Raw genomic sequence first — 20,794 nt, 5'->3', positions numbered from 1 at the left:
AGCTAAAAAGCTGGTTTTTAAGGGAGCACATTAATTGATCGGGATTTTGAAAGATATTGGTTCAGCTAAAGTTGTTTTCTCAACCACATCTTGGGCGTCCTTGGTCATGTATTCTTGCACTTCTATTAGAAGAATAGAACCCTTTTCAGCACCAGATAAGTTTGAGCCAAAATCAAACATTTCTTTGGCTTCAAGTGACCATCTACCAAGTCCGCCTGATACCAAAGTCGCTTGAGTTTTGTTTATCCTAAATGCAATATTCGGAGTTTCATCTTTTGGTAGCATTCTTACAAAAAGCTTATCCGTTGATTTTGGTATACCCTTTTTTAAATCAACTTCACCATTTGCTGTGTAGAATCGGATGTCAGGACCTTGATCGTTCAGCGCGTTTTCGATAATTGAAAATGAAGTCATTGATGCAACCAGCACCATAGCTACCAGAACTATTCCGGCAGGTAATAAACTAGTTCGAGTGTGAGTTTTCTTTTTTTCCATCATATTAAATCGTTGTTTTAAACTTGTTTGATTGCTGAGATAATTCACGGACTTAATAGAAATACCAGTTCGAGCCTCGAAGAGCAAATTCTGATAAGTCAACTTATCAAATCCTTTGGTTGATATCACATGGCTATCCGCCAAATATTCATGGCTGTCCTTTACATCTTTTTGAAGTAGCCAAATGAAAGGATTGAACCAAAAAATGATAGTAAGTATTTCAAACAGAATAGCATCAATCGAATGAAGTTGATCCCTATGGTACTGTTCGTGCACGATAATTGGAGCAAGTTCTATTTTATCTGAATCTCCTTTTTGAATGAATAGTAAATTGAAGAACGAAAATGGCGATGTGGGTGTGTCAGTTTCAACTAAAATGAATCCCCATCTTTTACTTACTTGTGAGTTGAAAACAAGCCGAGTTAGCTTAATTAAACCCACGAAAAATCGAATAGAGAAAAGGCACACTCCAATGATATAAATGACCATTAATGGATTCATTCCATTGGAAGGCACATAGGTGAGTGAGGATTGAACTGTGTTAGCTTGTTCTATTGCGCCAGTTATTACAAATGGGAGACTGTCAGATGAGTCAAATTGGAATGAAGGTAATAGGAGAAATGTTGAACAGAAAAGGGCAAGTGCAAGCCCAATAAACCTTTTAACTTGCTGATTATTTTCATACACAATGATTACTCGATATAGTATGTAAAATATTGTAAGTGCTATGCTGGATTGTAAAAGATAGGTCTCCATTATTCAGAATTTTTCTTTTCAATTTCTTTCTTGAAATGTTCAATCAAGTCTTCCATGTCCTCTGTACTCAATTGTTCAGTGGTTCCAAATGCGGATACCATACTTTTAAATGAGTCAGAGAAGTAACGCTTGATAAATGATTTCATGTATTTCTTTGTGTAGTCTTCCTCCTTTATCAAAGGATAGTATTCATAAGTATTAGCGATTGGACGTCTTCCTACAAAGCCTTTTTTCTCAAGAATTTTAAAAATGGTGGCAATAGTTGTATAGGCTGGTTTGGGGTCTTTGTATTTATTCACCACATCTCTGATTAATCCATTGTCAATGGACCATAAAATTTTCATTGCTTTCTCTTCTGCTTTGGTCAGTGTATCCATAAATATTACCTTCTAAAATCAAAACTACTAAATAATTAGTAAAACTACTATAAAATTAGTAGATAAAATATTTTGGTTTTATAAAACTCCATTTAACCGCCCGTATACTTTTACTAAGCTTCAATGCTTTTTTTCATTAGTATTAAATTTCTAGAGCCCTTCGTGCCTTACTTAACTAACCGAAAATTCATTTTATCATGAAACACTTCATTCTGATTCTATTAGCAATTCCACTATTTGGAATTTCGCAAACCAAAAAAGAACTTGATCATAATGCATACAATGAATGGCGCAGTGTCGAAAAGCAACTTGTCAGCAACGATGGAACCCTTATCGCCTATTCGTTAAAGCCGAATGGCTATGGAAATGAATCCTTGATGTTGCATCAATTTGATGGGGAATTGGTACTCCGGCATGATCGATCTTATAATCCCTCTTTCACCAATAATTCTCAGTTTTTAGTTTTTAAGGTTTCTCCTGACTTTAATGAGTTAAGAGACTTGAAAAGGAAGAAAACAAAGGAAGAGGATCTACCGGGAGATACATTAGCTATCTACAATATAGCATCAGGGAATCTTGAAAAGATCGCTGGATTAAAGTCATTCAAAGTACCAAAGAAATGGGATGACTATGTGGTTTATTTATTTGAACCGGCTCCTGATACGACAAAGAAGAAAGAGAAAAAGCGAAGTGAAAAGAATGGTTATGATCTTGTGTTGAAGAACCTTCAGGATCAATTAGAATATACGTTTTCTTATGTGCTGGATTTCGAAATCAGTGAAGAGGGCAAAAGTTTGGCGCTTACCACAACAGGAAACGACAGCACTATAAATGAGGGGGTGTATCGATTTGATTTTGAAGAAAAATCATTTGATCCAATTTATCGATCAAAAGGAAAGTATAGTCAGCTGGCATGGGATAAGATAGGTAGTCAGCTTTCATTTATTTCGGATACCGACACAACCAAGGCCTTAAGAAGAGACTATAACCTTCATTATTATAAAACAGACTGGGACAGTAGCAAAACCATAGTGAATAATGAAACATTGGATAAGCTGATGGTAAACAACGATTTCAATCCTTACTTTTCAGAATCAGGGAAACGATTATTTTATGAGGTCAAAGAGTTTCCGGTCTTACAAGACACATCACTACTCGAGGAGGAGATAGTGAATGTAGAAGTGTGGAACTATCAGGATCAAAGGCTCTATACTCATCAGGAAAATGAAAAAAATGATGACCTGAAGTTTGGTTATCTAAGCTACTATGATACCGTGAAAGATCAACGAATACATCTAGGAGGAATTGATTATTCCAGAGTTATAGTAAGTGATGAGGGAGATGGAAGTACCGCAATTGCAATGAGTGACTATAATTACCGAAAGCTTATAACCTGGGAAGGATATACATTGAATGATTTATACAGGATCGACCTCAATTCTGGAAATAAGACCAAAATTGCTGAGGGGGTTCGAGGTAATGTTTCACTTTCTCCAAAAGGAAAGTACGCATACTGGTACAATAACAGTGACTCTTCTTGGTTCGCGTATTCATTTAATGATGATGAGATAAGACAAATCACCACCAATCAGGAAGTTCCATTTTACAACGAAATTCATGATACACCATCCGATCCATGGCCATATGGAGTGATGAGTTGGACAGAAAATGATGAGCGTGTTCTCGTCTATGACCGATACGATATTTGGGAAGTTGACCCTTCGGGCAAATCAGCACCAAAAAGAATCACTCAAAATGGGAGGGTAGAAAAGCTCTCTTACAGATATGTTAAGTTAGATGAGGAGGAAAGATTCATTAAAAAGAATCAAAAGTTGCTGCTTTCAGGATTTTATGAGGAAGATAAAAGCGAAGCACTGTTTTCATTTGTTTATGGGAAAAACAAACCGGAGAAACTTGCCTCAGGAAATTATCACTATGATTCTTTTACCAAGGCAAGGGATGAAAATAATCTGATTTTTACTAAGGAAAATTTTCAGGTCTTCCCTGATATTCTGGCATCAGGCGTAGACTTTAAGTCAATAAATAGGATATCTGACATCAATCCACAGCAAAAAGAATATCAGTGGGGCACTATTGAGTTGGTGTATTGGACCTCTCTAGATGGCCAAAAAATGGAGGGAATGTTGGTGAAGCCTGAAGGGTTTGACCCTAACAAAAAGTATCCGATGATTGTCAATTTCTATGAGAAAAGCTCTGATGGACTTAATCGTCATCGAGATCCGTATCCTGGCAGGTCAACTATAACATATAGTTTTTATGCTTCTAGAGGATATCTGATCTTTAACCCGAACGTGAATTATAAAACAGGTTACCCTGGAGAAGATGCTTTCAATTGTGTGATTCCGGGTGTTACATCATTGATAGAAAAAGGATTTGTAGATGAAAATAATATTGGAGTACAAGGTCATAGCTGGGGAGGATATCAAATCGCTCATTTAATTAATGAAACCAACATTTTTAAGTGTGCTGAATCCGGCGCACCTGTTGTCAACATGATTAGTGCCTATGGAGGTATACGATGGGGTTCAGGTCTTAGTAGGATGTTTCAATATGAGCATTCGCAAAGTAGAATTGGAGGTTCATTGTGGGAGTATCCGCTTCGTTATATTGAAAACTCACCGATTTTCTTTGTTGACAAGGTCCAAACACCTGTGTTGATTATGCACAATGATGAAGATGGCGCTGTTCCATGGTACCAGGGCATTGAATACTTCGGAGCTTTAAGGAGATTGGGAAAACCCACATGGATGCTGAATTATCGAGGTGAACCACATTGGCCTGTCAAAGTTCAGAACCGAATCGACTTCAATATCCGCCTGGCGCAATTTTTTGATTATTACCTCAAAGGAGCACCAATGCCTAAATGGATGCGGGACGGAGTTCCCCCAACTGAATTGGGGATCAATCAAGGATATGAATTGCTAGAGGTTAAGGAGTAAAATGTAATAAGACCTGAGTTGATCCTCAGGTCTTTCAGTTTATTAGTTCTTTAATTCTCCTCCACCAAACATGGTAAAACCTTTGATATGAACTGTAGCTGAAGGTGTTTCGCTAACGTTTTTTCTAGCGTCACTGAAACCACCAAATATGGCTGTGGCATTCATATTGACTTTCCAATCTTCGGGAAGGGTAAGTTCTACTCCGCCAAACATGCAAAATACTTCTATGACAGCACCATCCTGAGCTTTGGATCCTCTCAGGTCAATTTCAGATCCACCAAAAAGACATGTAATTTTTCCACCCTGGAATTTTTCAGAAACGAATTTCTTCTCCGTTCCTCCGAATATGGCTACTTCATCAATAATGTCATCATTGCTTTCGGAGATGTTCCTTGCCTGACCTCTGCGTCTGAAAATGAATGATAGACCTATGATGATAAGAACGACAGGCCATATTTCTCCAATCCTGACCACATTGTAGTGATGGAGATAGAAAATAGCGGCTAAACCAAAGAAGATTAGTGAGGATCTACTATTGCCGGAGAGAAGATTAATAATTCCTAAAACCACAAAAACTGCAGGCCAGGAGAAAAGGTAGTAGGGCAGGTACATATCATATCCCATGTTGTCCAGGAGAAAAATAGTACCAAGTGCGATCAATATAATGCCAATAATGGCTCGTTTGCTGTTAGGTGAAGACATAGGTTTATTTAGTTTAGGTTTTATTAACGTGCTTGATTAATAGGGTGGAATGATAGCTAAGATTAACGGGAATTTAGTCCATTTTTCGGTTAATTAAACCATCCGAAAAGCAGGGAAATCCCAAAAGTTGGTCCATCATAATCTCCTGGATCAAAGTATGGTGAGTCTACCCCAATCGTTTTTTGGAAACCGACTCCTGCATTGATTTTAAACCAATAGGCAATGTTTGCCTCTCCAAAAAATTGTGGGTTGAAGACAAACACATCATCCTCATTTACTTCCTCGTTTGTTGCCTTGGATTTTGTGGTGATACCACCCCATCCCAGTTTTGTTTCTATACCAAAGTGTAGCAATTCATCAGATTTTATGTTGTAGCCAAGCCAAAAACCTCCATGACCAAAGCTTGAAGTGAAGTCTGTACCATCAAGTGAAGTTTCTTTATTGCTTGTTAGTCCTAATCCATATCCACCGATATAAAAAGTATTGTCAAAAAGCACCGCACCACCACCACCTGTTAGTGTGGAAAGCTGACCATCAATAGGCATAAAGGAAAAAAGCACCGCTCCAAAACCAGAAATTTCTTCAGGGTCATTTCCAATCAATGTTTTGGGTCTATCGCTTTGACTAGTGGCTAAAAATGAGATTGAGATAAATAAAATGAATAATGTCCTTTTCATTGTCTTATTATTTGAGTGTGAATTTATGTTCTCAGAATATTTCAAGGACAGATAAAAAGATGGAATGTTTCCTTTGTGGGATGAGTTGTCGAATATTGTGAACCAGCCATTAAGGCTTGAGGAATGTTCAAACTAAGACATACTGACATATGTTAAGGATTACATACATTGTGGAACAGCTTTTGACAAACTGAAGAAATATAATTGGAAGAGATGAGAGTAGATAGAGAAATAGCAAAGCGACTGGCGGAAACGGTTAATATTGTGAATACAATCAATGGAGGAGCAATCTTCCCAACGTTTAAGACCACCACAGAAAAAGACCACTATAGACTTGAGGTGAGCATTCCTTCAGTAAATCCGGATGATATCAAAGTAGAAGTCAATGGAACCAACCTCATGGTGTATCAAAACATTCATACGAATGCCTACACCTTACCAAATGTGATTGGTGAGGTTAAAATTTCTGCAGACGTAGAGTTGGAGAATATTTATGCAGAATTTGATGATGAGGTTTTGGTTGTCATCATGCCATTTGATGAATTATCAGGCGGATATCAAAAAGAAATTGATATCCGCAAACACTAATTTATTCATCATGTAAAGTTTCTGCAGGGTTTAGTCTGGCAGTTTTGGATGTATGAAATGCAACAGTGAAAACTGCAATAGCAACTATTACCAGTGCAGGGATCAGAAATATACCAACTCCCAACTTAATTCTGTTTTCGAAGCTTGACAACCAGTTTTTCATTAACCACCAGCTGAATGGAGCAGCGATGACAATGGAAATGGTTACCAGTTTTATAAAATCCCATGTAAGCAGTGTGAGCAGTTGTTGAAGAGATGCTCCAAGCACTTTTCTTATGCCAACCTCCTTCGAGCGAAGACTCGTGATAAATGATGCTAGGCCAAAAAGACCCAGACAAGCTACGAAAATGGCTAGCGCAGAAAACAAACCAAATATGGCTCCAAATTTTACTTCAGCCTGGTATTGGTCGTTGTAATAGTCATCTAAAAAGAAGAAATCAAAAACTTTGTTTTCAAATGCTGCTTCCCAATGAGATTGGATGTTATCAACAACCTCACCCATATTACCGGAACTCACTTTAAGTGAATAAAACCCTGAGGTCGAAGAAGAATACCTGAAAATTAGTGGGTCATAGGATTGCTTTGGAGACTCCTGACGATAGTTTTTCACCACACCTACGATATTGAAGGTATCTCCCCAAAAATAGATTTTTCGATTTAAAGCCTCAGTAGCTTCCTTAAATCCAATTTGCTTGATAGCAGCCTCATTAAAAAGGACATTCTCCTCTTCTGCGCCGAAAGAATCATCAAAGTTTCGACCTGTTACAATTTCCAGATCGAAAAAATCTACGTAATTGGCATTGGCAGCAATGATCCTGTACTGATTTGAAAGTGATTCATCTTGTGATAGAAGCCGAATCCCTCCGGCATTCCAATCTGGTGTTCTTCCCGGCACAGCAGATGAAGAAGTAAACCCAACTACTGATGGATCCGATTCAATTAGATTTTTGAATACAGCATCCTTAATATTCATAACAGAATCGCTGCTAAAATTTGGTGTTTTAATGACCATTGTTTGATCTATACTCACACCCAGATCCTGCGATTGTAGGTAATTCATTTGCTTATAGACTACAAATGTCCCGGTAATAAGAACTACCGAAGCTAAGAACTGGAAGGTCACTAATCCCTTTCTTAAATTATTGCCGCTGGAACTTGATGCGAACTTTCCTTTCAGCACGGAGATAGGCTTAAAGTTTGAAAGAACGAATGCTGGATAAAAGCCTGAGAGAATAAACCCAACAACAAATACTACAGCAAGGCCAAGCCAGAAAATAGGAGAATCTGGCCAGGTGTACAAAACATCTTTTCCCACGAAAGAATTGAATGAGGGAAATATAAGAATCACCAATATTGCTGCTACCGCAAGCGATATTAGATTAAGGAATAAAGATTCGAATAAAAATTGACCGATCAGCTGAGACTTGTATCCTCCCATTACTTTTCTAATTCCAACTTCTTTAGCTCGGCTCAGCGCTCTTGCAGTTGTTAGGTTTATGTAATTGATCCATGCAATGAACAAAACAAAAAGGCCTATTATCAACAAAAAGTAAGTCGTCTTTTCATCACCTGTGGGTTTTATTTCCATTCTGTAATTGGAAGTCAGATGAATTTTAGGAAGTGGTTGAAGAATAAACTCCATTCTAAAGTTGGATTGATCCTCCTCCCCTCTTAATTCAGTTAACCAAGGATCAAATTTTTCTGAAAGTACATTTGGATCCACATCCGGATGTAGTTTAACGTAGTTCAGAAATCCATCCCAGTCCCATTCGGTTCGGGAATTTTCACTTGTAAATGAAACATAAGTTTCAAATGAATAAAGAAGGTCAAACTTCATATGGGAGCGATCTGGAAAATCAGGAAAAACTCCTGTCACCTTAAAATCAGTTGCGTCATTCATCTTGATAATTTTACCCATTGGGTCTTCATCGCCAAAAATTTTATTGGACAAAGATTCGCTTAGAACAACTGTAAAAGGATCCTTTAAGGCGGTACTATCTACACCTCTTAGAAGTGGGTATGAAAAGAACTCGAAGAAGTTCTTGCCAGCATAATATGGGTGCGTTAATTCAAAATATTTCTGATCGTAAGATATCTGAGCTCTACTTGAGGTAAGGTTAACATAATCCAAAATCTCAGGAAAATCTCTATTCATAAGGTTTCCAGCACCGGCTGCCCCGGCAGCCCATTGGGTTGATAGCTCACCCTGATTATACCGATTGGTCTGAATTCGATAGATGTTTTCTTTATTCTCAATGAATGAATCATAAGTAAGTTCATGGTATACATATTGTAAAATGATGAACCCGGCAGCCATACCAATGGCCAGGCCTAAAATATTGATTGAGGCATAGAACTTATTTTTACTAAGATTCCGAATGGTTGCGGTTAAATAATTACGTAGCATAGCTTCTAAGTTTGAGTGTTTTGATCTTTTTCTAAATCTCGGTACTCAAGAAACCAATCACCTGAAATAGGTGAATTACTTTGGCTCTAAAGAGTCCTTTTTGATCCTTATTTTCATAAAAAGCTTCTTCCAAGTCACCAATGATCCCCTCTACGATGGAGGGTTTGCAAAATCTTTCTAAAAATTTGCTGGTAGTTGAAAGTAGCTTGGGTTTTTTATCCATTTGCAAGTGCTATATCTGGAATTGCCTCCCACATACTTTGACGCATTTCACGCATTTTCACAATCGCTGCTTGACCCGCCATCGTAAGTCTAAAAAGTCGCTTCCTCCTTCCACCACGTTCTGGAGTAGCCCCATCGTACCTTGCGTTTAGATACCCCTTTTCTTCAAGACGACTTGTCACAGAGTGAACGGTGCTAATGGTAATTGATCTTTTACATCGATTCTTAATCTCCTTTTGGATTGCTAATCCATACGCCTCATCATACAATATGCCCACAGAGAGCATCACTAGTTCTTCTAATTCGCCTAGGTTTGTTCCTTTCATTTACAGACTTACTACAAGTATTTAAAGAGGTTACACATTTGTTTCGATTTTGTCGGATTTGATTCGTTTCTTGATTATTATTTTACAGTATGACTTTTGATGAGATCAATAACTTTTTTGGGGACATGGATCTTTTCCTTATGGATTTGTTGCTTAAAGGAATGGTTCCTGTAAAGGCGAAAGTGTTGGATGTTGGATGTGGTGAGGGACGTAATGGTATTTTTTTTATCCGGAATGGGTACGAATACCATGGGTGGGATACAGATCAATCAAAGATTAAACTCATCGAATACCTTTCTAAATCAATCAAGGGAACAAATGCACGATTTGAAGTTCAAGATTTATTGTCTGTCATATCCGAAGAGCAATTTGATTTCATTATTTGCAGCAGAGTATTACACTTTGCTGACTCAAGAGAATCTTTTATCAACATGTGGAAGAAGCTAACTTCTTTTTTGAATCCTGAAGGTCTAATTTATTTCACTATGGATTCGGTTGTGGATAATTCTGTTGGAAAGCCGATTAGGAATGGTCAATATGAATTTCCGAACTCAAAAATTCGATTTGCTTTGACTACTGAACTCTATGATGATATAAAAAAAGGGTTCGAAGAAGTCGAACCCCTGAGAACGTTAGTGCACCACAATGAGCGGGCACAAAGTTTTATTGTTTTGAAAAAGAAGGATTAGACACAACCTTGTGCTAACATGGCATCAGCCACTTTCACAAAACCTGCAATGTTGGCGCCCTTAACATAGTCTACATAGTCTTTGCTAACCTGACCGTGATTGACACAATTTTCATGGATATCCTTCATGATGCCTCTTAGCTTCTGATCAACTTCCTCTCTTGTCCATGACAACCGTAGCGAGTTTTGCGACATTTCTAAACCAGAAGTAGCAACTCCTCCAGCATTGGATGCTTTTCCAGGGCTGAACATCATTTTGTTTTCTTTGAATAATTCTATTGCATCAGCTGTACACGGCATGTTGGCTCCTTCAAATACGCCAATACATCCATTGGAAATCAATGTTTTTGCATCATCAATTGGAAGTTCGTTTTGAGTGGCACACGGAAAAGCCAGGTCACATGAAATATTCCATGGAGCTTGATCTGCTCTAAATTTTGCGTTGCTGAACTTATCAGCATATTCACTGATTCTACCTCTTTTAACGTTTTTCAGTTCTTTTATGTAATCAAGCTTTTCTTCATCAATTCCATCCTTATCATAAATACTTCCACCAGAATCTGATACACTGACGACTTTAACTCCGCTTTGTATCAATTTTTCAATTGCAAACTGAGCAACATTCCCAGAACCAGAAACGGTAGCTACCTTTCCGTCTAATGAATCTCCCCGGTGATTTAATATCTCTTGGCTAAAGTAGACACAACCATATCCTGTTGCTTCAGGCCTAATTAAAGAACCACCATATTGAATTCCTTTCCCTGTAAGGACCCCTGTAAATTCACCTCGTACTCTTTTATACTGACCAAATAAGTATCCGATCTCTCTGCCCCCTACTCCTATGTCACCTGCAGGAACATCGGTAAACTGGCCAATGTATTTACTTAGTTCTGTCATGAAACTTTGACAGAATCGCATCACTTCATTATCACTCTTTCCTTTTGGATTAAAATCAGATCCGCCTTTTCCACCACCCATCGGAAGGGTGGTTAAACTATTTTTGAAGGTTTGCTCAAAAGCTAAAAACTTAAGAATACTAAGGTTTACAGTCGGGTGAAATCGCAAGCCTCCTTTATATGGACCGATAGCAGAATTCATTTGCACGCGATATCCCCTGTTCACCTGAATATTTCCCTTATCGTCCATCCAGGGCACCCGGAACATAAATACACGTTCAGGCTCACACATAGTTTCCAGAAGGTTTGTCTCCTTATATTTAGGCTTATCAGCAATGAAAGGAATAATTGTTTCTGCTACCTCTTCTACAGCTTGCAGAAATTCAGTTTCATGAGGGTTTTTGCTCGCAACCTTATCAATGAATTGAGAAATCTCTTTAGAGTGATCAGACATGGGTTAGTTTATTTAATGAGTTGAATTTAGGTGTTTTTTATGTATTAAACTCGCCTAAAAACATCGAATATTACAATCTGTTGATACTTATTGGAGTTCAATTTAATCGAAATACAATATTAGCCTAAAACCAAGGTAACATCTAACCCGTAAATTAGTTTAGATATAAACCACACGTACTATGAATTATTTAAAGCTAGAAAGCGAAATTATTTCTTCTGTACAGCATCTGAATGGTCATCAAAAGCATGATGTGCTTGATTACATCAAAAACATCAAGCCGACCAGTCACAATTCCAAGCTTTATAGAAGAAGAGCTATGAAGGAAATAAGAGAAGCGCTAATGAATTATTAATCCTCTGATAGAACGATTACCATATCGTTCTCTTCCAGGACAAATTCTTCGGACTTCTTAGGGTTGAGCACTACGCCATATTGTTCATCCGCAAGTTTCGCTTTCGCAATATTTCGGTAGCCGATAGCCACCTCATTTTTTCTTGCCGCTGATTCCAAAATCGTATAGAAATTCATAGAAACACCAGTCTGAACATACTCTTTTGCAGGCTTGATATAAATTTCAGATCCGTCAGCATCGAATAAATCCTCAAATACTCGCATCAAATCTTTATTTTCAGAAACCTGACTCATTAATAAACTGATTAACTTATCACTTACAATGAAGTCATCAGCACTGGTAATATCAGCAAGTTGTCGGTTTCTAATATCAAGCATCTCACTTACAATCTTATACTTACTTCCTTTAATCTCAGTAAAGTTTCTTAAGTGAAGTAGTGTAATAAGTGTTTGTGCATCAGCCTCTTGAATTGGAAAATAATTCTGGTAGCAAAGGAGTATGATGTAATCGTAGCTTTCAAGCCCCATAGACTCAAGCGTTTCTCTTCCTGTTGTATCCTTTACCTCAAATCTGATATTAATATTTTGAACCCTGTTTTTCAGAGCGTTTACTGTCTTTTCTGCATCAGGAAATTTTGATACTATTATTACCTCAGAGCCATGCGGAACATAATTATCTAACTCTTGAATGATGTATCGAGCTCTGTTATTCCAGCCCACAATTAGAAGTTTTTCAGGAGCTTGTGGTTCTGGCTCAGTGTATACAATCTTAGCTTCATGAGGATCAACCTCATTAAACAAGTTGGGGATAAGGGTATCATCATCTTCTGTAATTCCAATAACCTTGTCACCAGCGTTGAACACAGTTTCCATTGGAGGGTTTATTGCCACATGGCCATCTTCAAACTGAATGCCCATGATAGCAGAATCTTCGTATGCAAATAAGACTTCCCTGAATGTCTTTCCGGCAAGGGTAGGAGCAGATTCAAAATAAATTTCATCCCCATCAAAATCCATCAAATCCTGATAAACAACACTCAAACCAGACTGACGACTGGTTTGCACCATTATTTTGGAGATGATTTCATCCGAGAGAATTAATTCTACTTCATCTTTACCCACCATTTTGGCCACATCGAAGTTCTTTTTATCCTCCATTTCTGCAGTCACATGGTATGGACGTTCATCGGCAAGTCCTCGAAGTTTTTCCCTTTTTGGATCGGTTACTATCGCTACAATTGTCTTAATGATCTGGCTATCAGAATTTTCATTTTCCTTATCCAGGATAATGATTGACTTGGTATCGAATGGATTGGCAATTTTAAGGTCATGAACATCAATCGGATTCCCTGTTCTACAAATTACGTGAGTATTTCCGGTATTCCCCACCTTGTCTTTAATCTCATCTTCCATGAGCACCTTGTCCATATCGGCAAGGATGACGATTACTCCACGTTTTTGATTTTCGTTAGCTTCTACTATTTCTGGGATAATCGTAAAAATCTTTGATGACCATCCTAGAATAAGGACATGATCTTTTTCAATAACGAACGAACGTCCTTTTCTAAGGATTTCCAGTTTAGTAAGAATACCGTTCGATACCAGTCCAATCAGCGTTGATATAATAACCAGACCAATGACGGTGGTCAGGAGCATAAATAGTCTAAAAGGCCAGTTCTCATCATGATTACCAAGGACACCTGGATCCAGGGCATGCGTGAGGTTTACCCAGAAAGATTCGAAAATGTTGAAGTTGGCTTCATGGTCAGGATGCAAGCCAAGGGCAAGTAATGAAGCACCGAAAAGCACAATGACCACCAAGGTAATTATACCAAGGCCTTTAATCATTGACATAGTGCCCTGTGAAACAAAGCTGTCAAACCGGTAACTGAGCCTATCCTTAAAGGAAATGTTTTTCATGTGTCTATCAGTATTTTTTGCAGACGCAATTTTTAGGGTTATTTCTTATGGGTGATGACTTGCTTTCATTCAATAAATCATCACTCTTCTCCATAGGCAGCAAAACTACTCCTAAAATAATGCAAAATAATGACTGAAACTCATTTAGGTACAAAATGGCATGTGTCAACAAGCAGACATAAAAAATTAGCGGTATTTTTAATGTATGCGTAATATGCAGTTATGAAGAAGGTCATTCAAGTTTTAGGGGTCATTTTTTTGCTGACTTCATGCAATCCAACACTAAACAGTTTCACTTTTATATATAATAATGAAGGTCCTAACGAAGAAATTGCTCTGCGGATGGAGCAGCTATTGGAAAGTCAATTCTATAATGTGGATATTCAACTCATAGAGGGAATAAGCACAGAGGCGAATCTTGATAGTATTGCCTCAGGAAGTATAGATATAGGTCTGGTTGAAAATTACGTTAACTATCGTCCGGGTCTTAGTTCTGCCTTTTCAGTTTACTCGGAAGTACTTCACATCTTTCATCGAGAGGATATCGAAGGAAGCTCTTTTGAATCCATGGTTTACGCTGGGCCAATATATATAGGTAGGCCAGAATCCCCAACGTATAATATGATGATGGATTTATTTGATTTTTATGGATTGGATCCCGATCGAATCAATGTGACTTTTGCAATGGGTGAAGCTGTTGTTATTGTTGAATTTACCAATTTGTTCACTCTTGAGAAATTGAGAAATTATGAGGGTTTTAAGCTTTTTTCATTTGATGATATTCAAAATATTGGTAATGCATCGGTTGTAGAGGGGATCTCACTAAAATACCCAAGGTTATCACCTTTTATTATCCCCCAAAATTCTTATTGGGGATTTACAAAAGAACCAGTTGTGACTTTGTCTGTAGATCTGATTATGATCGTTAGGTCAGACTTATTGGAAGTTACAGTCAATGACTTTTCCAAAACGATGCTTAGAAACAGGCAAGTTTTTACTTCTATTGATCCATTACTTTTTAATGGATTACGTGAAGACTTTAATCAAGGAATTTTAAATATCCCACTTCATGAAGGAGCCCGAACTTTTTTAGATCGTGATGAACCAAGTTTTCTGGAGCGGTATGCTGAACTGGGGGGAGTTATCCTTTCCATTGTGATTGCTATTTTTAGTGGAATTGTATCGTTAACCAAATGGCAGGCTCAAGCTAAAAAGGATAAAATTGATGAGTTCTATGAGGATCTCATGCACATTAAAAACCTCATACCAAAAATTAATCAAATTCCAACGGCAGTAGAAAATGTCAAAAGGGTGCAAGCCGCACAGAATAAAGCATTTGAGATGTTGATAGCTGAAAAACTTGTGGCGAATGACAGTTTTAGAATTTATATGGAATTGTCAAAAGAGACCATCAATGAGCTACGTGGAAAAATGCGCTTTTTGAAAGCAAAAATGGACCGCACAACTTCTTAAAAATGAAAGTTTTATCACATTTTGTTGATGCTTTAGTTTTTATGCAAAATCGAACCTAAATTCGTGCTCAAATTCGAGTGAGCATTCATGGGTCTTTTTGATTTTTTCCAGAGCGACATAGCTATTGATTTAGGTACTGCCAATACACTGATTATCAGTAAGGATAAGGTAGTTGTAGATGAACCATCCATCATCGCGATTGACAAAAACACAAATAAAGTGTTGGCAATCGGGAGAGAGGCGATGCAGATGCATGAAAAAACCCACGAAAACATCAAAACGATAAGGCCTCTGAAAGATGGGGTAATTGCTGACTTCCATGCAGCAGAGCATATGATCAGAGGAATGATCAAAATGATGGATAAAGGCAAGAAAAGTTTTTTCCCTGCTTCTCATAGAATGATTATTTGTATTCCTTCAGGGATTACAGAAGTTGAAAAAAGAGCAGTTAGAGATTCCGCAGAGCATGCTGGTGCTAAAGAAGTTTATATGATTCACGAACCAATTGCAGCGGCAATTGGAATAGGAATAGACATTGATCAGCCAGTTGGTAGTATGGTGGTGGATATTGGAGGAGGTACAACTGAAATTGCGGTAATTGCTTTGAGTGGAATTGTATGTGATCAGTCGATACGAGTTGCCGGCGATTCATTTAATAAGGACATTTTAGATTACATGAGAAGACAACATAATCTTCTCATTGGTGAGCGCACAGCGGAGAAAGTAAAGATCGAGGTGGGATCGGCATTGACAGAATTAGATGAGGATGCGCCTGAAGATTTTGAAATTCGGGGCAGGGATTTAATGACTGGAATTCCAAAAGTTATTAAAATCTCTTATTCAGAGATCGCATTTGCAATAGATAAGTCTGTATCCAAAATTGAGGAAGCGGTTCTCAAAGCTTTAGAGATTTCACCTCCTGAACTTTCAGCGGATATTTATGACAATGGGATTTACTTGACTGGCGGTGGAGCGATGCTTCGTGGGTTGGACAAACGACTTGCTATGAAGACCAAGCTTCCGATACACATCGCCGAAGACCCTTTAAGAGCAGTTGTAAGAGGAACTGGTGCAGCTCTTAAAAACGTAAACCAATTCAAGGCAGTATTGATGACCTAAGAAGTGAATGCAAAGGCTTTTAGATTTCCTCTATCAACAACGAGAGATAGCCGTTTTTCTAGGCTTGGAAATTCTAAGTGTGTGGCTTCTCATCAATTTCAACAATCGGCAAAATGCCGCTTTCTTAAATTCAAGTAACGAAGTAGTAGCTTCTGTCTCTCAAACATCTGAAAATGTTGGCAATTATTTTCAGCTGACAGAAATTAATAAACAGCTCATGCAGGAGAATGAAATGCTGCAGCAAGAGCTAAGAATGCTACAGAATAAAAAAGGGGCAAGTACTGATACAATCAATCAGTATCTTGTAATCGGAGCGCGTGTTATCAATAATACTTTTGATAGGAGTACCAACTTTATCACCATCTCTGCAGGGAAAAAGGATAGTGTTCAGGTTGGCATGGGAGTCATTGGATCCTTTGGAGTAGTGGGCCAAGTAAAATCTGTGACCAATAACTTTTCGACCATTTACTCGCTTCTTCATCCTAAACTCATGATTTCTTCTAAAGTGAAGCGAACCGAAACAAATTGTACGGTTCAGTGGGACCAGGAAGCATTCGATCGTGCGGGCTTGAAGTATATTCCCAGGCATATTGACTTACAAGTTGGAGATTCGATTGTCACTTCTGGCTTTAACTCTGTTTTTCCAGAAAACATCTTGGTTGGAATTGTAGATGACTTAAACCTTGAAGATCATATGACATTTTATGAAGCGAAGATTAAGTTGGCGACTGATTTTTCTAGTCTTTACCATGTCTTTGTGATCAAAGATTTGTTGAAAGAAGAAAAAGATTCTTTAAAAGCCTTATGACAAGAGTTAATATAAAAGAGCAAATTGTTAATCTAATCCTGCTTTTGTTGGTGCAACTTCCTCTTGTTCATCGTATTACACTATTTAATCAAGCTTACTCTTTTTTTTATGTTGGTTTTCTTTTGCTTCTACCCCGGACTCTTGGAAGAAGCTACCTCATGGTGATTGGTTTTTTTTCTGGGCTTCTTGTTGACGCGTTTACAGATACTCCAGGAATTCATGCATCGGCATCTGTATTTATCATGTTCATTAGATCCTTCTGGCTAAATATTATCAATGACGATTTAGATGAACTTACCAATCTAAATATTGAAAGTTTAAAGAAAGCAGGCTTTGTTTTTTATATTTTTCCATTGGTCTTTATTCACCATTTTATCATCTTTTTCGTTGAAAATGGAGGGTTTCATTTATTCGGAATGGTAATTGGCAAAGTATTCTTTAGCGCTATTTTTAGTTCGGTAGTAATTTTTGCAATCAACTTTGCGATAACCCCAAAGAGAAGACGCATATGAGTGGTCGTGGGATTATCATACGAGGATTAATTGTTTTAGTAGCTATTACGTTTGCTGCTCGACTTTTTTACATTCAGTTGTTAGAAGAGGACTACAAGGTAGCGGCTGAAAATAATGTAGTACAAAAAATCACTCAATACCCGTTTCGCGGCTTGGTATATGATAGTAATGACAGTCTGGTCATTTACAATTCACCTGTTTATGATTTGATGGTGGTACCAAAAGAGGCAGAAATTTCGGATACCACGACATTTTGCCAATTACTTGAAATTGATAGAGAGGAATTGGATGCTCGCTTGCAGGAGGCTAAAAAATACTCACCCATTTTGGCATCAAAACTTGTGGAACAGCTGTCGGATGATCTATTTGCCAAGCTCCAGGATCAACTTATCAATTATCCAGGATTTTATGTTTTACCGCGTACAGTAAGATCATATAATACAGCATCACTAGCCAATGTGGTAGGATATGTTGGGGAAGTGAGTGGCAAGGACTTAAACAGAGATACCGCGAACTACTATCGATCTGGAGACTATATTGGAATAGGAGGAATAGAAAAATCTTATGAAAGATACTTAAGAGGAAAAAGAGGGGCCACTTATAAAGTAGTGAATGTACAGGGTATCATTAAGGATGATTATCGAGATGGGGAATATGATACCTTACCAAAGCCAGGTGAGAGCATTCACCTAACCATTGATTTGGAGCTACAGCAGTATGCTGAAAAGTTAATGGAAGGAAAGGTTGGGAGTGTAGTTGCTATCGAGCCTAAAACCGGAAGAATATTAGCGTTTGTATCAGCGCCATCATATGATCCTCAACTTTTAAGCGGTAAGAATCTAAGTAAAAATTTTCCTGAGCTTAATAGCAATGAAGATAAACCATTGTTTAATCGTCCGCTTCAGGCAATGTATCCTCCAGGATCCATGTTTAAAACCATCCAAGGGATAATTGCGATGCATGAAGGGGTAGTAAGACAAGATGAAATCATACGTACGGACGGATCCAACATTGGAGATTTAGCTCCTCCTGGGCCATATAATATGATTAAAGCAATTACTAAATCTTCCAATAATTATTTCTACTTGATTATGAAAAGAGTCGTAGAACAAGGCGAAGATGAAAGTCAATTTCTGGATTCAAGAATAGGATATGAAAAATGGAGGGAGCATGTGAAGCAATTTGGCCTTGGCAGAACTTTGGGTGTGGATCTTCCTAATGAGAAGCCAGGAAATGTTCCAAGTATAGAATGGTACGATAGAGTATATGGGAAAAACAGGTGGAAGTACTCAAACATTGCATCATTAAGTATTGGTCAGGGGGAACTATTAGTTACCCCACTACAGATGGCCAACTTAGCAGCTATTTTAGCTAATAAAGGATATTTTATCACTCCACATGTAGTTGATAAAATTGAAGGATGGCCAAATCCAAATATTGAAAAAGAGATATTACCCTATGATGAGAAACTATTCGATCCAATTATTCTTGGAATGGAGCAGGTGGTAAAAGCAGGCTCTGGCATTAGGGGGTACATGGATGCTTTAAAATTGGCGGGGAAAACGAGTACGGTTCAGAATCCACATGGAGAAGATCATTCAGGTTTTATGGGATTTGCACCAATGGATGATCCAAGAATCTCAATTGCATCTTATGTAGAAAATGCTGGTCAAGGTGGAAGAGCCGCAGTTTCTGTGGCAAGTTTGCTTGCTGAAAAGTATATACTTGGCAAAGTATCCCGGCCATGGCTGGAAGATTATGTGTTAGAAGAAAGATATTTACCTCAAAATGCGCCAAGACCCACTCTCGCAGAAAACTGACTGGCTCTCAGTCCTTTTATTTGGGTTGCTTGTGATCGCAGGCTGGCTGAATATCTATGCGGCAGAATATGACCCAGATCTTAACCAAAGCATATTTGATTTTAGCACAAGTGCTGGGAAGCAGCTAATTTGGATTGTAACATCCGTTGTTATAGCACTTACAATCTTCTTCTTTGATTATAAATTTTTTGATTCGTTCGCTTACTTGATTTATGGCGTGATTATGGCGCTGTTGTTGTTCATTTTAATAGGAGGCAAGGAAGTTGCTGGCTCAAAGTCATGGGTAGGGATTGGTGGTTTTGGACTTCAACCTTCTGAATTCGCAAAATTTGCAACGGCCTTTGCTTTGGCAAAATACCTGAATCATTCCACCAGGAAGCTTGCAAATCTTAATACACTCGCTGTTGCTTTTGCAATTATAATATTGCCGATGGCAATGACGGTCCTTCAAGGAGATACGGGGACTGCATTGGTATTTGCTGCTCTAGTAATACCGATGTTTAGAGAGGGAATGCCTCCATTACTCCTGATTGTTGGAATATCAATTTTTTTGGTTTTTGTATTAACACTTTTGTTGAGTCAGACGGTCTTGCTTGCAGGAATTGCCATACTAACACTTTTGGCATTGGGAATAAATGCAAGAAAACCAAAAAGGCTTCTTTACATTGTGGCTTCAGCTATTGTGGTGGTATTTTCTGTAAGAAGTGTTGACTTCATTCTTACTGATGTACTAAAGCCACATCAACAAAAAAGGGTTCTTTCACTAGTAAACCCTAACATAGACCCATTAGGTGCCGGCTGGAATGTGACTCAATCAAAGATTGCAATTGGCTCAGGAGGATTTGCTGGGAAAGGATACCTTGAAGGAACTCAAACCAAGTTTGATTTTGTACCGGAGCAAACAACCGACTTTATTTTCTGCACCATTGGAGAAGAACAGGGGTGGCTCGGTAGCATATTCGTTTTGGCCCTATTTACAACTTTATTAATAAGATTAACGCATCTAGCTGAACGTCAAAAATCCACATTCTCTAGAATTTATGGCTATAGTGTAGTGGGGATCATATTTTTCCACTTTAGTGTAAACATTGCAATGACAATTGGTCTCTTCCCTGTAATAGGAATACCTCTTCCATTTTTTAGTTACGGAGGCTCCTCATTATGGGCGTTTACTATTTTACTATTTAGCTTTCTTAAGTTAGACGCCCATAGAATGCAGGTTCTGCAGAGGTGGTAAGCC

19 protein-coding genes are annotated in these 20,794 nt (G+C 38.1%); 10 read left to right on the top strand and 9 right to left on the bottom strand.

Translation table 11 applies throughout. From position 1 onward, the window contains the following. Window positions 1-30 precede the first annotated feature (30 nt). Both ACOMC3_RS17390 and ACOMC3_RS17385 read right to left on the bottom strand, forming a co-directional pair. Window positions 31-1,251: a M56 family metallopeptidase gene (locus ACOMC3_RS17390; RefSeq protein ID WP_420317162.1), complete on the bottom strand. Its 1,221-nt coding sequence runs from the start codon at window positions 1,249-1,251 to the stop codon at window positions 31-33. Continuing rightward, complete coding sequence (locus ACOMC3_RS17385; protein ID WP_420317161.1) at window positions 1,251-1,628, bottom strand: BlaI/MecI/CopY family transcriptional regulator; 378 nt, start codon at window positions 1,626-1,628, stop codon at window positions 1,251-1,253. The genes ACOMC3_RS17390 and ACOMC3_RS17385 overlap by 1 nt, the downstream gene beginning before the upstream one ends. A 197-nt stretch (window positions 1,629-1,825) precedes the next feature. Between ACOMC3_RS17385 and ACOMC3_RS17380 the strand changes: the two genes are divergently transcribed. Continuing rightward, window positions 1,826-4,588, top strand: a complete 2,763-nt coding sequence (locus tag ACOMC3_RS17380; protein WP_420317160.1) for a prolyl oligopeptidase family serine peptidase — start codon at window positions 1,826-1,828, stop codon at window positions 4,586-4,588. A gap of 42 nt (window positions 4,589-4,630) precedes the next feature. Here ACOMC3_RS17380 and ACOMC3_RS17375 read toward each other — a convergent pair whose 3' ends face one another. After that, window positions 4,631-5,290, bottom strand: coding sequence for a LiaF transmembrane domain-containing protein (locus tag ACOMC3_RS17375; protein ID WP_420317159.1), 660 nt, complete (start codon window positions 5,288-5,290; stop codon window positions 4,631-4,633). Between the two features lie 89 nt (window positions 5,291-5,379). Then, on the bottom strand, window positions 5,380-5,967 hold the full coding sequence (locus tag ACOMC3_RS17370) for a hypothetical protein (RefSeq protein ID WP_420317158.1): 588 nt from the start codon (window positions 5,965-5,967) through the stop codon (window positions 5,380-5,382). Window positions 5,968-6,180: 213 nt separating this feature from the next. Between ACOMC3_RS17370 and ACOMC3_RS17365 the strand changes: the two genes are divergently transcribed. Then, a complete protein-coding gene (locus tag ACOMC3_RS17365; protein WP_420317157.1) occupies window positions 6,181-6,555 on the top strand; it encodes an Hsp20/alpha crystallin family protein in 375 nt (124 codons plus the stop codon). A gap of 1 nt (window position 6,556) precedes the next feature. Here ACOMC3_RS17365 and ACOMC3_RS17360 read toward each other — a convergent pair whose 3' ends face one another. From ACOMC3_RS17360 to ACOMC3_RS17350, 3 genes are read right to left on the bottom strand one after another with little or no spacing between them, the layout of a single operon-like run. After that, complete coding sequence (locus tag ACOMC3_RS17360; protein ID WP_420317156.1) at window positions 6,557-8,962, bottom strand: ABC transporter permease; 2,406 nt, start codon at window positions 8,960-8,962, stop codon at window positions 6,557-6,559. 31 nt (window positions 8,963-8,993) lie between these two features. Further along, window positions 8,994-9,185 carry a permease prefix domain 2-containing transporter gene (locus tag ACOMC3_RS17355; protein ID WP_420317155.1) on the bottom strand — a complete coding sequence of 64 codons (192 nt, stop codon included), beginning with the start codon at window positions 9,183-9,185 and terminating at the stop codon, window positions 8,994-8,996. Beyond that, window positions 9,178-9,510, bottom strand: coding sequence for a PadR family transcriptional regulator (locus tag ACOMC3_RS17350; protein ID WP_420317154.1), 333 nt, complete (start codon window positions 9,508-9,510; stop codon window positions 9,178-9,180). The genes ACOMC3_RS17355 and ACOMC3_RS17350 overlap by 8 nt, the downstream gene beginning before the upstream one ends. Before the next feature lie 125 nt (window positions 9,511-9,635). On the opposite strand from ACOMC3_RS17350, the gene ACOMC3_RS17345 reads away from it, so the two are divergent. Then, window positions 9,636-10,199: a class I SAM-dependent methyltransferase gene (locus ACOMC3_RS17345; protein ID WP_420317153.1), complete on the top strand. Its 564-nt coding sequence runs from the start codon at window positions 9,636-9,638 to the stop codon at window positions 10,197-10,199. On the opposite strand, the gene gdhA is transcribed toward ACOMC3_RS17345, so the two are convergent. Beyond that, window positions 10,196-11,548, bottom strand: coding sequence for an NADP-specific glutamate dehydrogenase (gene gdhA / locus ACOMC3_RS17340; protein ID WP_420317152.1), 1,353 nt, complete (start codon window positions 11,546-11,548; stop codon window positions 10,196-10,198). The two genes, ACOMC3_RS17345 and gdhA, sit on opposite strands and share 4 nt — an antisense overlap. Window positions 11,549-11,729: 181 nt before the next feature. Between gdhA and ACOMC3_RS17335 the strand changes: the two genes are divergently transcribed. Beyond that, window positions 11,730-11,903, top strand: a complete 174-nt coding sequence (locus tag ACOMC3_RS17335; RefSeq protein ID WP_420317151.1) for a hypothetical protein — start codon at window positions 11,730-11,732, stop codon at window positions 11,901-11,903. Here the strand turns inward: ACOMC3_RS17335 and ACOMC3_RS17330 are convergent. Further along, window positions 11,900-13,822, bottom strand: a complete 1,923-nt coding sequence (locus tag ACOMC3_RS17330; protein ID WP_420317150.1) for a CASTOR/POLLUX-related putative ion channel — start codon at window positions 13,820-13,822, stop codon at window positions 11,900-11,902. The two genes, ACOMC3_RS17335 and ACOMC3_RS17330, sit on opposite strands and share 4 nt — an antisense overlap. Window positions 13,823-14,044: 222 nt before the next feature. Between ACOMC3_RS17330 and ACOMC3_RS17325 the strand changes: the two genes are divergently transcribed. From ACOMC3_RS17325 to rodA, 6 genes are all read left to right on the top strand, one after another. Further along, complete coding sequence (locus tag ACOMC3_RS17325) at window positions 14,045-15,295, top strand: TAXI family TRAP transporter solute-binding subunit (RefSeq protein WP_420317149.1); 1,251 nt, start codon at window positions 14,045-14,047, stop codon at window positions 15,293-15,295. 87 nt (window positions 15,296-15,382) lie between these two features. After that, on the top strand, window positions 15,383-16,414 hold the full coding sequence (locus ACOMC3_RS17320; RefSeq protein ID WP_420317148.1) for a rod shape-determining protein: 1,032 nt from the start codon (window positions 15,383-15,385) through the stop codon (window positions 16,412-16,414). Window positions 16,415-16,421: 7 nt separating this feature from the next. Beyond that, window positions 16,422-17,222: a rod shape-determining protein MreC gene (gene mreC / locus ACOMC3_RS17315; RefSeq protein ID WP_420317147.1), complete on the top strand. Its 801-nt coding sequence runs from the start codon at window positions 16,422-16,424 to the stop codon at window positions 17,220-17,222. Next, entirely contained in the window at window positions 17,219-17,734 is a 516-nt protein-coding gene (locus ACOMC3_RS17310; RefSeq protein WP_420317146.1) for a Rod shape-determining protein MreD, read from the top strand. The genes mreC and ACOMC3_RS17310 overlap by 4 nt, the downstream gene beginning before the upstream one ends. Further along, window positions 17,731-19,554 (top strand): penicillin-binding transpeptidase domain-containing protein, encoded by a 1,824-nt coding sequence (locus ACOMC3_RS17305; RefSeq protein ID WP_420317145.1) that lies wholly within the window; start codon window positions 17,731-17,733, stop codon window positions 19,552-19,554. Before ACOMC3_RS17310 ends, ACOMC3_RS17305 begins: the two co-directional genes overlap by 4 nt. Then, on the top strand, window positions 19,523-20,791 hold the full coding sequence (gene rodA / locus ACOMC3_RS17300) for a rod shape-determining protein RodA (protein ID WP_420317144.1): 1,269 nt from the start codon (window positions 19,523-19,525) through the stop codon (window positions 20,789-20,791). The genes ACOMC3_RS17305 and rodA overlap by 32 nt, the downstream gene beginning before the upstream one ends. The last annotated feature ends 3 nt before the right edge of the window (window positions 20,792-20,794 follow it).

This window comes from Ekhidna sp. (genome assembly GCF_965212185.1).
GTDB lineage: Bacteria > Bacteroidota > Bacteroidia > Cytophagales > Cyclobacteriaceae > Ekhidna.
This window is presented reverse-complemented; position numbering and strand designations above follow the sequence as displayed.